This window comes from Paraburkholderia bengalensis (assembly GCF_037126505.1).
In the GTDB taxonomy this organism is placed as follows: domain Bacteria; phylum Pseudomonadota; class Gammaproteobacteria; order Burkholderiales; family Burkholderiaceae; genus Paraburkholderia; species Paraburkholderia bengalensis.
This window is the reverse complement of record NZ_JACFYJ010000007.1, coordinates 57,050-70,244: the sequence shown is the minus strand read 5'-3', so window position 1 is coordinate 70,244 and position 13,195 is coordinate 57,050. Positions and strand designations below refer to the sequence as shown.

Sequence of the window (13,195 nt, the reverse complement as noted above, 5' to 3'; positions counted from 1 at the left end):
CTCCGCGTGCGACGTGTCGCGAACCAGGCACGCGCCCGCAGCGCCGCGCATCGCAGCGCGCGGCAGAAAAAGCGCGCCGCTCAAACCAGCGCCCTGCCCTTCAGGCGTTCGAGAATGCCGAGCGGCGCGCACTCCGGCTGCGCCATCGACTTGACGGGCAGAAAGAACGTCTGCTCCATCATGAACTGGCCGGACATCACGGCGTGCGAAGTCTGATCCGAGAAACACACCCACACGCTGCCCGGCGGAAACGGCATCGTTTCTTGCGGCGACGACTTCTGATAGTCGAGATCGGCCTTCATGCCGTCGTGCAGGTTCAGCATCAGATGGTCGTATTCGCTGCGCGGCGACTTGGTCACGTGCAGCAGGTTCAGCAGCCACGCCGAACCCGGCATCTGCGGCTTGATGCGCGGCAGGAAGCGTCTGGCCATATCCTCGAACGGCTCGCCGACGCGCCACACACGCGGCGCGCCGTTCGGATTGACGTTCGTGAATACGCGCAGGATGCGCTCGCCATAGTTCGGACGCGACGGAAATGCGTCGACGTGCAGGCGGCTGTCGTCCTTGCGCCACGACGTCTGCCGCGTTTCGACCTGATGCAGGCGCAGGCTCGTCGGCGCGACGCGCAGCTTGCCGTGATACTCGGGGAAGAGTCCGTCGACGAGCGTGCGCGCATTCGTCTGATAACGCGCGACCAGCGCGCGCACGGCCGACTGCGTGACGGCGTCACCGAGCACGCCGTGCAGCGCGCCGCCGTCCGCTTCGAGACTGATGTTCTTGCGGTTCGGATCGGCCAGCGCGGGATCGAGCAGCGCGCGCTCGCCGCCCTCGATCGCGAAGGCGAGATTCGGGAAATACAGCACCTTGCCGCGCTCGACGCCGGCGAGCAGCGCCTCGCGCGGCACCGACAGGCCCTGGCCGTGCCAGTCGGCGCTTGCGACTTCGATGATCTGGGATTCGTTCATGATCGCCTTTTCAAAGCGGATAAAGCTGGGCCGGCAGGACGACCGCCAGCCGGGGCCGCGCGGTTCGCGCATGGCCCGCCTGCCGCGTCACAGCACGCCGAATGCCGCCAGCGCGGACTTCACCTGCTGCAGTGTCGGCGGCTGGCCCGCCGTGCCGAGATTCACGACGTTCGGCGACCAGTAGCCGCCCGTGCGCCATGAAGTGGCGAAATTGTACAACTCGACCGTCGGGCGCTTCAGCGCGGCTGCGATGTGAACCAGACCTGTGTCAACGCCGACCGTCGCCGCCGCGCCGTCGATCAGCCCGACCACGGCAGGCAGCGACAGCTTCGGCGGCACGATCGCGGCCGCGCCGAACTGCTTCGCGAGACGCTCGCTCGTCGCCCGTTCGGCGTCGCTGCCCCACGGCAATACGATCGACGCGGCGCGCCGCACGAGCGCCTCGCCCAGCCCGATCCACGCCGCATCGGGCCACTGCTTGTCCGCGCGCGACGTGGCGTGCACGAACACGACATACGGCACGGGCAGGTTCACCTGCGCTTCGGACAGCGCGAGCGCCGCGCGCTGCGTGTCGAGGCCGAATTCGATGTCGTCGGTCGGTTGCGGGGCGGGGTCGCCGAGCGCCGCCGCCACCAGTTGCCGCGTGCGTTCGACGACGTGCGTGCGCGGCGCAATCGGCACGCGCCGGTCGTAGAAGAAGCGCACAGGCCATTCGTAGCCCGCGCCATCCGTGCGATTGCCGAGGCCGACGAGCGGCCCGCGCGCCATTTTCGCGACCCACGCGGTCTTGATGAGCCCCTGGCAGTCGATGACGAGATCGTAGTGTTCGGCGGCGAGCGCACGGCGGAAGGCGCCGATTTCGCGCCAGTTGTCGGCGGAAAGAATGCGCTTGCGCCAGCGCCGCAGCGACACGGGGATCGCGCGCCGCACGCCGTGAACGAGTTCGACCAGCTTGACGAAGCTCTCCTCGACGAGCCAGTCGATCTGCGCGTCGGGATGACGGCGGCGGATGTCGGCGATGGCCGGCATGTTGTGAACGACGTCGCCCAGCGACGACACTCGCACGATCAGTATCTTTTGCACGCTCAAGAAAGGGAAACGCCGGTGTGGCGGCGTCAGGATGCGGTGAAAGTGCGCAATTCTAGCGTGGACTTCGGGTCGGCGACGCTTTTGGTTTTTCGCGTGGCGCAGGCGTGCGCGCTGGCCTCGCGGACGCGGAATAAAAGAAAAGGAAGGGAAAGGATAGAAGAAACCAGCCGTCCGCGACGCCGAAAACTCGGCCAGCGTCGCGGACAAAACCAGCCAGATGATCAGAACGGCAGCGCCGCGTCCGCCTTCTCGGCCAGAATCACGCGGCGGAAATCTTCCTGAATCCGCTTCAAGGCCGCGTCGTTGTCAGCCTCGAACCGCATCACGACGACGGGTGTGGTGTTCGACGAACGCGCGAGCCCGAAACCATCCGGATACTCGACGCGCAAGCCATCGATCGTCACGACCTGATCGGCGTCCGGGAATGTCGCGCTCTTTTGCAGGCGTGCAATCAGCTCGAAGTTCTCGCCTTCCTGCAGCTTCAACTGCAACTCGGGCGTGGAGTGCGAATTCGGCAGGCTGTTGAGCAGCTTGCTCGGGTCCTGCACGCGCGCGAGGATTTCGAGCAGCCGCGCGCCCGTGTACAGCCCGTCGTCGAAGCCGTACCAGCGGTCCTTGAAGAACACGTGGCCGCTCATTTCGCCCGCGAGCGGCGCGCCCGTCTCACGCAGCTTCGCTTTCACGAGCGAATGGCCCGTCTTCCACATCAGCGGCTCGCCGCCCTTGTCCTTCACCCACTTCGCGAGATTGCGGGTGCACTTCACGTCGTAAATGATCTGCGCGCCCTTGTTGCGCGACAGCACCTCTTCGGCGAACAGCATCAGCTGACGGTCCGGATAGATGATCTGGCCGTCTTTCGTGACCACGCCCAGGCGATCGCCGTCGCCGTCGAACGCGAAGCCGATTTCCGCATCCGTTTCCTTCAGCGCGCGGATTACGTCCTGGAGGTTTTCCGGGTGCGCCGGGTCGGGATGGTGATTCGGGAAGTTGCCGTCGATCTCCGTGAACAGTTCGACCAGCTCGCAGCCGAGCGCCTTGAATAGCCGCGGCGCGAGTCCGCCCGCCACGCCGTTGCCCGTGTCGACGACGATCTTCAGCGGCCGCGCGAGCTTGATGTCGCTGACGATGCGATCGATGTACGCATCGGCGATGTCGTAGTCCTGATAGCTGCCGCTGCCGCTTTCGAAGCGGTTTTCGGTGATGCGCTTATAGAGGCCCTGGATCTGGTCGCCGTAGATGGCCGCGCCGCGCAGCACCATCTTGAAGCCATTGTAGTCGGGCGGGTTGTGGCTGCCCGTCACGACGATGCAGGAATCGACGCGGCGCTCGCCGCCGTCGAGCTTGAGCGGCACGCTGGCCGCGAAGTAGCCGACGGGCGTCGGCACCATGCCGACATTGACCACGTCGACGCCTGCTGCGCGCAGCCCATCGGACAGCGCCTGGATCAGCTCGGGACCGGAGAGCCGGCCATCGCGCGCGACGACGACGGCATCGCCGCCCTGCGCGCGCACTTCGCTGCCGAACGCGCGGCCGATGGAACGTGCGGTCTCGGCGTCGAGCGTCTTGCCGATCACTCCGCGGATGTCATATGCCTTGAATATGGATTGCGAGATCATGGATTGGCTCACTTACGTGCAATGGAAATTTGATCGACACGGCGTGGTCACGGCGCTGTGCCTTGCCGGAAGCGGTCCGGATACAACTTATAATTGCGCTTTTCAGCGACGCCTTACCAGCGCCATTCTAATGCTTAGACGCCCCGCGCTCACAAAGTTGCCGCATCGTTTTCTCGGCCGGGCACGCCAATCTACAGACTCCACGCACCTCCCGTGCCCGCGGACAACCGGCTGCCACCATGCGGATACCGGCGCTTAAGCGTTTCACGAATCCCGACGTCACGCGCGCTGTCGCAAACCTTGTCTGGCTTGGCCTCGAGCGCCTGACGCAGATCGGCGTGGCGATTGCCATCAGCGGCGTGCTGGCGCGCTATTTCGGGCCCGACGTGTTCGGCAAGTGGCAATACGCCAATACGCTTTTACTCGTGCTGTCGCCCATTACCTGGGTCTGCGGCGCGGAGATTCTCGTGCCGACCATCGTGCATCGTCCGCCCGCGCAGCTCGGCACCGTGCTCGGCAGCGCGTTTGCGCTGCGGCTGTCCGTATCCGCCATCGCACTGCTGCTGACGTGGGCGGGCATCGGCGCGGGTTTCACCGATCCCGTCGTCGGCGCGATGCTCGCCGGGCTTGCCGTGACGATGCTGTTTCGCGAACCTTTCGTCGGCGTGATCAACGCGTGGCTGCAGAGCATGACCTACAGCAAGCCGCAGTTGCTCACCAGCATGACGACGGCCATCGCCAAGGCGCTCGCCGTATGGCTGCTGGTGCGCGCGGCTGCCGCGCCGTCGCGCTTCGGCTGGCTGTGGGCGCTGGAATCGGCGGTGATCGGCGGCGTGCTGCTCGCGTACTACATGCGCCGGCACGGCGGCAAACTGGGCTGGCACGTCGACCGTTCGCTCTTTCGCCATTTCGCGACGGCGGGCACGGTGTTCTGGCTCGGGCTCATCTGCATGTACCTGTTTCTGAAGCTCGACCGCCTGATGCTGGAGCGCGCGATCTCCTTCGCCGATCTCGGCCGCTACTCGGCCGCGCAACAACTGAACGAAAACTGGATCACGCTTGCGCTGATGCTCGCTCAAACGCTGGCGCCCGCGTTCGTCTACCGCGTGCAGGATCTCACGCAACTGCGCCGCAACATCTGGCGTCTCACGGCGATGACGGCCGTGCTGATGGTCGCCGGCGCGTTCGTGCTGGACCTGCTAGCAGGCTTCATCATCCGCCGCGTGTTCGGCCCGAACTTTGAAGAAGCTGTCGATATCTTCCGCTGGGCCGTGTGGCTGTCCGTGCCCGCCGGCATCGAGGCGATTGGCAACCTCGTCGTGCTGAAGTATCAGGCGAAGTTCGTGTTGCTGTCGAAATGGCTGCTTGCGCTCGCGGTCGCGTGCGTCGTCAATTGGCTGGCGATTGCCCGCATGGGCGCGTATGGCGCGCTGGTCGGACTGGCGTGCGGCTATCTCGCCGCGGCGTCGGTCAATGTCTACTACATCCGTTACAAGCTGCGTCCATGACGTCATCTTCATTCACGCCGCCCGCAGCCCAGCCGCTCGACGACGTCGCCGTGCTGATGCCCGCCTACAACGGCCAGGCGGACGTGGAGCGCACGCTCGCGTCGTTCAGCGAAACGGCGCGCATTCACGTGCTGATCGTCGACGACGGCAGCACGCCGCCCATCGTCGCGCCCGCCCTGCCGGGCATGTCGATCGAGGTGCTGTGCATGCCGCAAAACGGCGGCATCGAGCGCGCGTTGCAGGCAGGCATCGAAGCGCTCGCGGCGCGTGGCTTTCGTTACGCGGCGCGTATGGACGCCGGCGATCTGGCCGCGCCGGGACGCCTTGCCGCGCAGCGCGCGTATCTCGAAGCGCATCCGCAGGTCGCGGGACTCGGCATGTGGACGCAGGTTGTGTCGCGCGAAGGGCAGCCGCTTTTCATGCTCACGCCGCCTGAGGAGCCGCGCGTGATCCGCCGCGTGCGCTTCATGCGCGCCTGCTTCGTGCATCCGTCGATGATGCTGCGCGTCGATGCCGTGCTCGATGTGGGCAATTATCGCGAGGCCTACAAGGCAGCCGAGGACCTCGATCTGTTCCTGCGCCTGATGGAGCGCTACGACTGCGCAAACCTGCCGCAACTCGGGCTTTACTACGAACTCAACGAAGGCGGCATCAGCGCGACGAAGCGGCGCCGCCAGATCATCTCGACATTGCGCCTGCAGATGCGCTATTTCAATGCGTTGAATCCATACGACTGGCTAGGGCTCGCGAAGAACCTGCTGCATCTCGTCACGCCTTACAGCACGCTGCAACGCGTCAAGAAGCGGCTCTACGCGCCGGGCGCGAGCCTGTGACCTCCATTCGAATCAGACTGTTTTGCCAAGCATGAAACAACACGTCGAATCTGCCAGCGCGCTGCGCATCGCGCTCGTATGCAACACTTCGTTCGCGATCTACACCTATCGGCAGGGGCTGATACGGATGCTCGTCGCGCGAGGCGTCGAGGTGACGGTGATCGCGCCGCGCGATCGCACCACGGCGCTGCTCGAGCAGATGGGCTGCCGCTGCATCGGGTTGCACGTCGCATCCAAAGGCACGAACCCGCGCGACGATCTGCGCACGATGGCCTCGCTCTACAGGCTCTATCGCGGGGTGCGACCGCATATTGTGTTTCACTACACGATCAAGCCGAATATCTATGGATCGATTGCCGCCAAGCTCGCGCGCGTCGATTCGGTTGCCGTCACGACGGGTCTCGGCTATGTTTTCATTCAGCGCAGCCGCGCCGCGCAGATCGCCAAGCTGATGTACCGCTTCGCGTTCCGCTTTCCGCGCGAAGTCTGGTTTCTGAATCAGGACGATCAAGCCGCCTTTCTCGAGCGCAAGTTGCTCGCGCATCCTGAGCGCGCGCGTCTGCTGCACGGCGAAGGCGTGGACCTCGAACAATTTTTTTTTCACGCCCTTGCCCGCTCGTGAAAATAATCAGGCATTTTCTTTTGTATTAATCGGGCGTCTGTTGTGGGATAAAGGCGTGGGTGAATATGTCGAGGCGGCGCGGCGGCTGCGCAAGACCTATCCGCATGCGCGCTTCCAGTTGCTCGGGCCCGTCGGTGTCGACAATCCGAGCGCGATCTCGCAGGCCGATGTCGATACGTGGGTGCGCGAAGGCGTGATCGACTATCTCGGCGAGGCACAGACGTGCGCCCCGCGATCGCCGCCGCCGATTGCGTCGTGCTGCCTTCGTATCGCGAAGGCGTGCCGCGCACGCTGATGGAAGCCTCGGCAATGGGACGTCCCGTTGTCGCGACGGATGTGCCGGGCTGCCGCGAAGTCGTCGCGGACGGCGTCAATGGTCTGCTGTGCGAAGTGCGCAGCGCGGAGAGCCTCGCTGCGAAGCTTTCGCAGATGCTCGACATGCCCATCGACGAGCGTCGCGCGATGGGCGAGCGTGGCCGCGAGAAAGTGGCGCAGGAATTCGACGAACGTAAGGTCGTCGAACGGTATAAGGATGTCGTCCGCGAACTGACGGGCGTATCACTCTAAGGGAGCTCAGCATGACCGCGAAGGGCACGATTCTGGTAACGGGCGGTGCAGGCTTTATCGGCTCGCATACGTGCGTGGAATTGCTCAATGACGATTACGACGTGGTCGTGATCGACAACCTCGTGAACAGCAAGCGCGAATCGGTCGCGCGCGTCGAGAAGATCACGGGCAAGAAGGTCGCGTTCTATGAAGCGGATGTGCGCGACGAAGCCACGCTGAACACGATTTTCGACAGCCACCCCATCACGGGCGCGATTCACTTCGCAGCGTTGAAGGCGGTGGGCGAATCGGTGGCCAAGCCGCTCGAATACTATCGGAACAACGTGGACAGCCTGCTCGTGCTGCTTGAGGTCATGCGCGCGCGCAACGTGAAGCAGTTCGTGTTCAGTTCGTCGGCGACGGTGTACGGCGTGCCGAAAAGCTCGCCGATCGACGAAACGTTTCCGCTCTCGGCGACGAACCCCTACGGCCAGAGCAAGCTGATCGCCGAGCAGATCCTGCGCGATCTCGAACTCTCCGATCCGTCGTGGCGCATCGCGACGCTGCGTTACTTCAATCCCGTCGGCGCGCATGAAAGCGGGCTGATCGGCGAAGATCCCGGCGGCATTCCGAACAACCTGATGCCGTATGTCGCGCAGGTCGCCGTCGGCAAGCTGGACAAGTTGCGCGTGTTCGGCGGCGATTACGACACGCCGGACGGCACGGGCGTGCGCGACTACATTCACGTCGTCGATCTCGCGCGCGGGCACATCGCGGCGCTCGATGCCCTTGTCAAGCGCGATGCGAGCTTCGTGGTGAATCTCGGCACGGGCCAGGGCTATAGCGTGATCGAAGTGGTCAAGGCGTTCGAGAAGGCGTCGGGCAAGCCAGTGCCGTATGAAATCGTCGCGCGCCGTCCTGGCGATGTCGCGCAGTGCTTCGCGAATCCGGCCAAGGCGCTCGACGTTATCGGCTGGCAGGCGCAATACGGGATCGAGCGCATGTGCGCCGACCATTGGCGCTGGCAGGCGCAGAACCCGCGCGGATTCCAATAAGGCGCCTGTAAGTACGTGGGGATGCGCGTCGCTGCGGCGGCATCCCAATCAGCGGATAACACCGCACGCATCAACCACTGCCTGCAGCGACCCTACCTCGCAATCCATCTCGGGCAACAGCGGCATCCGCGATGCCGCAGCCTTCGACCTCTCCTCGCCTCGTCCTCAGGTTTTTCGTGCAGCTGCCGGGAAACCGTATAGACCGACATTTGCATGCCGCTGTTTGCCGTGTCGAATTGACACGCTCGATAGCCGCACATTTTAAAAGGCCGGGAAGCGGCGCTTGGGACGCAAATGCATGGCACCGAGCGGGTCCAGCCAGACGCTTTCGATCCGCAGCCGGCGTCCGTCGGCCTACTGGTTGCGTAAGCAGCAATCTGTCTGCGGTCGCTGTCAACCGTACCGGGCGAATTTGCCGACCAGGGGTCTGTACGGCACCGAACGGTAGCACTTCCACGTAAATACTACCATCCGCCAATGGACCGTCGCGTGTGATCATTCGTGTGCTGTTTGCCTTCCTTTCTTCCCGAAAACAGCCGCCGATTCGATTACGCGACACCCCGGTTCCGCATCTTTCAGTACCACGATCGCAAGACAGAAGCCGACGCCCCGATGACGGAGTGATGCGCAAGCAGCGATGCACGACCTCGTAAGTAGACCGTAACTGACGCGTTACCCTCAGCGTTTTTTGTGACTGCTGCGACGGTATGGCGTTCCCCAGCACGCGTGCCCGATCACGCCAGGCACGGCGAGTCAGGTGTGATTGACTGATCAATGGATGAGCGATGCGCCGGCTGAATTCCATACGGACCCTTCGCGGGGTGACAGCGACGACTGTCGTCGTGCACCATGTCCTGATACAGGACGGTCAGGTGTTCGGCCAGTTTCGCGTCGACGTATTCTTCGTACTAAGTGGCTTTGTGATCGCACTCGCGCTCGAAGCCAGCACGGTCAGCGTACGCGACTTCATCGTCAGCCGCGTCGTGCGGATCGTGCCGCTCTATTGGCTCGCGACGCTGCTGGTGTTTTTCGGCGCCCTGCTCAGGCCTGATCTTTTCAATTCGACGACGGCCAACATCCCTGAACTGCTGAAGTCGCTCTTTTTCATTCCGTACAGGAAAGCAAGCGGCCATGTATTCCCCATGCTGTTCGTCGGCTGGACACTGAACTACGAGATGCTGTTCTACGCGGCTTCGGCACTTGCGCTATGGTGGTTCCGGCGGCGCCTGTCGTTCGTACTCGCGGCGATCACCCTGCTGCTCGCCGGGCTCTTCCTGGTGGCGAATCTTGTGCATTCCGACGACGCCGTCGTCGCAGTTCTCGCGTACGACCGGGTGCTCGAATTCCCGCTAGGGTTCGCCGTATGGTACGCATGGAAGAAGGGGGTGCGCATTCCCGTCGCGCTGGCGGCGCCCGGAGTCGTTGCCATGTACTGCCTGATGACCTGGGTCGAACGCGCATGGCCGGACATCTCCCCGCTTCTGGGAAACGGCCTGCCCACCTGCCTGCTGCTGATGAGCACGTTAAGTCTCGAAGACCTTCTGATAGACAGTGCGCTCACGCGCGGCTTGCTGTATCTCGGCGACGCGAGCTATGCCATCTATCTCAGTCACCCGTTCGTCGTCGAGGGGATGCGCAAGCTCATTCCCAAAGTCGCGCATGGTTTCGATGTGCGCTCGCCAGCGGGCATGACCCTCGCGATCGTGGCTGCCTCCGCGCTTGGTTGCGCCGTCTATCGGTACATTGACAAGCCGTTGCAACGCTTGATGCGTCGTCTGATCAACGTCAAGCGTCTCGTCAATGCGCCCGCGAGTAACGAAGCGCCTTATCGTGTGAGGTAAGGAAGACAGGTGCGCTGTGAGCGCGGGCCGATGGCCGCTCGCTTCTGGCATGCGCGAAGTCGTTACCGTGCTGAACATTCAACATCGACGTGCAGACCGTCAATGACGCGTCATCGCCACAGAACGCTACCTTTTCAGGCATTGCGACGGCCCGCCAGAGGGTGCGCTAGCGAACCGAACGCGTGAGATCCGAAGTGTGATCGGCTTTGCCTCAGGTGTACGATTCCTGCAGCTTCCACCCATGCAGTGGCGTTCGATTCTGGCGCTAGCGGATCTCGTTGCCCCTCAACCACCTGACTGCAAGGAACAATCGCATGGACATCTCCCCCGATTCCCTGGTCCCTGATGCGACAGTGCCCGATAAGTGGATCGACGCCGATGCTTCAGTGTTTCGGGCATGTTTCGAGCGCAAGAGCTTCGAGGTCGCCCACCACCTGGCATCCCATCCGCGCTTTCAGCTCCATCAATTAATGGACCTGACGGAGCGAACCATGAAAACGCGCCCGTCTGATCTCTATTACGACATGGGCGACGTCGTTCCTGGGCAGAAATGGAAAGATACGAATCATGCGTTCTCGCCGATGGACGCGTTGAGGCAACTGGACGATTCAAACGCCTGGTTTATCCTCCGGGACGCGCAAAAAGACCCCGCCTACACCGATCTGTACAGGCAGGCGATCGCCGAGGTCAAGCAGATGATTGGCGGCGACATCGAATCGAAGATCAGGAACGAAGAGATCATTATTTTCATCACGTCACCCAGGCGGGTGACGGCCTATCACATCGATCGCGAGTGCAATTTCATTCTTCAGATCCACGGCGAAAAGGATTTGTATCTATTCGATCGGGAAGACCGGCAGGTTCTTCCAGAGGTGGAAATCGAGCGGTTCTGGACGAAGGACAATAACGCGCCGAACTATCGACCCGAACTGCAGGACCGGGCGCAGTTATACAGGTTGGCCCCGGGAAATGGCGTACACGTTCCTGTCAACTGCCCGCACTGGTTGAAGAACGATAACAATATTTCGGTGACACTGAGCGTCAACTTCCAGTTCGTCGACTCGATGCGAAAAGATGTCTATCGCGCCAACTATTACCTCAGAAAACTTGGACTCAACCCCTGTCCGCCTGGTCGAAGTGCGGTGCGCGATCGCGCCAAGGCCATGGCGTATTCGACGGCCCAATCCGCCCAGCGAGCTATTAGATCGGCGCTGCATCGAGGCGGTTAGTCTCGAACCAGTCGCTCGACCCGTTGAGGGCGCGTCACGTTAGACAGCCCCTCAGCCTGGTTGCCATGGCCCTCGTCGAGACGAGGGCTTTTGCTTAGAGAATATTCGATCGATCTGCTTCGAGCCTGCCCTTCGGCGCTTTGTGCCGCGACGCACAGAAATTCCGCGTGACGACTGTTTCAATAGCCAGACCAGACTGCGCCGCGTCACACTTTCCGACCACGCGCCACCGGAGGAAAAATGAAGGTCATTGCAGAAGCAATCGCACCGGATCGGCTTTCGGACGATACACAGCCTGCCTGCATCGTTCAACCTGTCGTGCTGGCGGGCGGCTCGGGCACGCGCCTGTGGCCGCTGTCGCGCGAGCAATGCCCGAAGCAACTGATCGGCCTGACAGGAGACGAGTCGCTGCTCGAAGCGACGCTGCGCAGAGCGCAAGGCTTGCGCGCGCCGACGCCCGGCTATGAGGCGCCCCATGCCGCGCCGCATGTCGCCCGCATGCAGCCGACGCTCGTCGTGTGCAGCGAAGAGCTTCGGCTCGCGACGAACGAGCGGCTCGAACGCAGCGGTTGCGATGCACGCGTGATCCTGGAACCGGCGCCGCGCAATACCGCGCCCGCGCTCACGGTGGCGGCGCTCGCCGCGCTCGCGGATGCACCGGCTGGCGAAGACCCCGTTCTCGTCGTGATGCCCGCCGATCATCTGATCGTCGATGGCGCTGCCTTCATCGCGACGCTGCAGCAAGCCATCCACCATGCGCAGCGCGACGCGATCGTCGCGCTCGGCGTGCCGCCCGAGCGCGCTGAAACGGGCTATGGCTACATCCGCACGGGCGCGCCTGCCGACGAGCACGGCGCGCGTACCATCGGACGCTTCGTCGAAAAGCCCGCGCAGGAAACGGCCGAACGCTATCTGGCTTCGGGCGAGTACTGGTGGAATAGCGGCATCTTCGTGATGCGCGCCTCCGTGTGGCTCGCCGCGATCGCCGCCTGCCGGCCGGATATCGCGGCCGCGTGCAGCGCGTCGTATGAAAACGCGCGCATTCTCGGCAGCGAAGGCAGCAACGGCCCGCTGCAACTCGAACGCAGCGCATTCGCGGCCTGTCCGAACGATTCGATCGACTACGCGGTGATGGAGCGCATCGGTGACGATCCGCGGCTCGCGGGCGTCGTCGTGCCGTTGACGGCGGGCTGGTCGGACGTCGGCGCATGGGACGCCGTGTGGGACATCAGCGCCAAAGACAGCGCGGGCAATGTCGCGCGCGGCCGCGTGCTGCTCGAAGGCGCGCGCGACACCTATGCACACTCGGAAGGACGGCTCGTCGCGTGCGTCGGCGTGACGGGCGTGGTGGTGATCGAAACGGCCGACGCCGTGCTGGTCGCCGCGAAAGACCGCGTGCAGGACGTCAAGGCCGTCGTCAACCGCCTGAATGCCGCGCAGCACACGGAAGCGAAAGTGCACCGGAAAGTGGAGCGGCCCTGGGGCTGCTACGACTCGATCGATCGCGGCGAACGTTTCCAGGTGAAGCGGATCGTCGTGAAGCCGGGCGGGCGGCTGTCGCTGCAGATGCATCACCATCGCGCGGAACACTGGATCGTCGTGCGCGGCACGGCGCGCGTGACGCGCGGCGATGACACGTTCCTGCTCACGGAGAACCAGTCGACCTATATTCCGCTCGGCGTGCAGCACCGCTTGGAAAATCCGGGCAAGACGCCGCTAGAGATCATCGAGGTGCAATCGGGCGGGTATCTCGGCGAGGACGATATCGTGCGCTTCGACGATCAATACGGGCGTGTAGGGTCTTGAAACGCAGGCCGCGGCCGCGTGGAGGCGGAACACGGCGAGTGCCCTGAAGATCTCCTGATACATCCATCTCAACTATCGGCAGCGG

12 protein-coding genes are annotated in these 13,195 nt (G+C 63.4%); 9 read left to right on the top strand and 3 right to left on the bottom strand.

Translation table 11 applies throughout. From position 1 onward, the window contains the following. Positions 1-80: 80 nt before the first annotated feature. The 3 genes from H3V53_RS06795 to H3V53_RS06785 form a co-directional block, all read right to left on the bottom strand. Positions 81-965, bottom strand: coding sequence for a Kdo hydroxylase KdoO (locus H3V53_RS06795; protein ID WP_336597311.1), 885 nt, complete (start codon positions 963-965; stop codon positions 81-83). 87 nt (positions 966-1,052) lie between these two features. Beyond that, positions 1,053-2,105: a lipopolysaccharide heptosyltransferase I gene (gene waaC / locus H3V53_RS06790; RefSeq protein ID WP_419539445.1), complete on the bottom strand. Its 1,053-nt coding sequence runs from the start codon at positions 2,103-2,105 to the stop codon at positions 1,053-1,055. Positions 2,106-2,275: 170 nt separating this feature from the next. Continuing rightward, positions 2,276-3,670, bottom strand: a complete 1,395-nt coding sequence (locus H3V53_RS06785) for a phosphomannomutase/phosphoglucomutase (RefSeq protein ID WP_336597309.1) — start codon at positions 3,668-3,670, stop codon at positions 2,276-2,278. Between the two features lie 239 nt (positions 3,671-3,909). Here H3V53_RS06785 and H3V53_RS06780 point away from each other — a divergent pair, with 239 nt between their 5' ends. The 9 genes from H3V53_RS06780 to H3V53_RS06750 all read left to right on the top strand — a co-directional run bounded on the left by H3V53_RS06780 (position 3,910) and on the right by H3V53_RS06750 (position 13,110). Next, the gene (locus tag H3V53_RS06780; RefSeq protein WP_336597308.1) at positions 3,910-5,178 is read left to right on the top strand and encodes an oligosaccharide flippase family protein; all 1,269 of its coding nucleotides are present in this window, start codon (positions 3,910-3,912) and stop codon (positions 5,176-5,178) included. Continuing rightward, positions 5,175-6,011, top strand: a complete 837-nt coding sequence (locus H3V53_RS06775) for a glycosyltransferase (protein WP_336597307.1) — start codon at positions 5,175-5,177, stop codon at positions 6,009-6,011. The genes H3V53_RS06780 and H3V53_RS06775 overlap by 4 nt, the downstream gene beginning before the upstream one ends. 31 nt (positions 6,012-6,042) lie before the next feature. Beyond that, positions 6,043-6,633, top strand: coding sequence for a glycosyltransferase (locus H3V53_RS43600; protein WP_419539438.1), 591 nt, complete (start codon positions 6,043-6,045; stop codon positions 6,631-6,633). Positions 6,634-6,688: 55 nt separating this feature from the next. Further along, positions 6,689-6,928 carry a hypothetical protein gene (locus H3V53_RS43595; protein ID WP_419539449.1) on the top strand — a complete coding sequence of 80 codons (240 nt, stop codon included), beginning with the start codon at positions 6,689-6,691 and terminating at the stop codon, positions 6,926-6,928. After that, positions 6,811-7,200 carry a glycosyltransferase gene (locus H3V53_RS43590; protein WP_419539436.1) on the top strand — a complete coding sequence of 130 codons (390 nt, stop codon included), beginning with the start codon at positions 6,811-6,813 and terminating at the stop codon, positions 7,198-7,200. The genes H3V53_RS43595 and H3V53_RS43590 overlap by 118 nt, the downstream gene beginning before the upstream one ends. An 11-nt stretch (positions 7,201-7,211) precedes the next feature. After that, positions 7,212-8,234 (top strand): UDP-glucose 4-epimerase GalE, encoded by a 1,023-nt coding sequence (galE, locus tag H3V53_RS06765; RefSeq protein WP_336597306.1) that lies wholly within the window; start codon positions 7,212-7,214, stop codon positions 8,232-8,234. 785 nt (positions 8,235-9,019) lie between these two features. After that, entirely contained in the window at positions 9,020-10,075 is a 1,056-nt protein-coding gene (locus tag H3V53_RS06760; RefSeq protein WP_336597305.1) for an acyltransferase family protein, read from the top strand. A gap of 314 nt (positions 10,076-10,389) precedes the next feature. After that, positions 10,390-11,304 carry a transcriptional regulator gene (locus H3V53_RS06755; protein WP_336597304.1) on the top strand — a complete coding sequence of 305 codons (915 nt, stop codon included), beginning with the start codon at positions 10,390-10,392 and terminating at the stop codon, positions 11,302-11,304. A gap of 240 nt (positions 11,305-11,544) precedes the next feature. Further along, the gene (locus tag H3V53_RS06750) at positions 11,545-13,110 is read left to right on the top strand and encodes a mannose-1-phosphate guanylyltransferase/mannose-6-phosphate isomerase (protein ID WP_336597303.1); all 1,566 of its coding nucleotides are present in this window, start codon (positions 11,545-11,547) and stop codon (positions 13,108-13,110) included. The last annotated feature ends 85 nt before the right edge of the window (positions 13,111-13,195 follow it).

Bases quoted from the DNA above. Each gene is read 5' to 3' on its own strand.
- H3V53_RS06795 (WP_336597311.1), bottom strand. From the start codon at position 965: ATGAACGAATCCCAGATCATCGAAGTCGCAAGCGCCGACTGGCACGGC.
- H3V53_RS06785 (WP_336597309.1), bottom strand. From the start codon at position 3,670: ATGATCTCGCAATCCATATTCAAGGCATATGACATCCGCGGAGTGATC.
- H3V53_RS06780 (WP_336597308.1), top strand. From the start codon at position 3,910: ATGCGGATACCGGCGCTTAAGCGTTTCACGAATCCCGACGTCACGCGC.
- H3V53_RS06775 (WP_336597307.1), top strand. From the start codon at position 5,175: ATGACGTCATCTTCATTCACGCCGCCCGCAGCCCAGCCGCTCGACGAC.
- H3V53_RS43600 (WP_419539438.1), top strand. From the start codon at position 6,043: ATGAAACAACACGTCGAATCTGCCAGCGCGCTGCGCATCGCGCTCGTA.
- galE (WP_336597306.1), top strand. From the start codon at position 7,212: ATGACCGCGAAGGGCACGATTCTGGTAACGGGCGGTGCAGGCTTTATC.
- H3V53_RS06760 (WP_336597305.1), top strand. From the start codon at position 9,020: ATGCGCCGGCTGAATTCCATACGGACCCTTCGCGGGGTGACAGCGACG.
- H3V53_RS06755 (WP_336597304.1), top strand. From the start codon at position 10,390: ATGGACATCTCCCCCGATTCCCTGGTCCCTGATGCGACAGTGCCCGAT.
- H3V53_RS06750 (WP_336597303.1), top strand. From the start codon at position 11,545: ATGAAGGTCATTGCAGAAGCAATCGCACCGGATCGGCTTTCGGACGAT.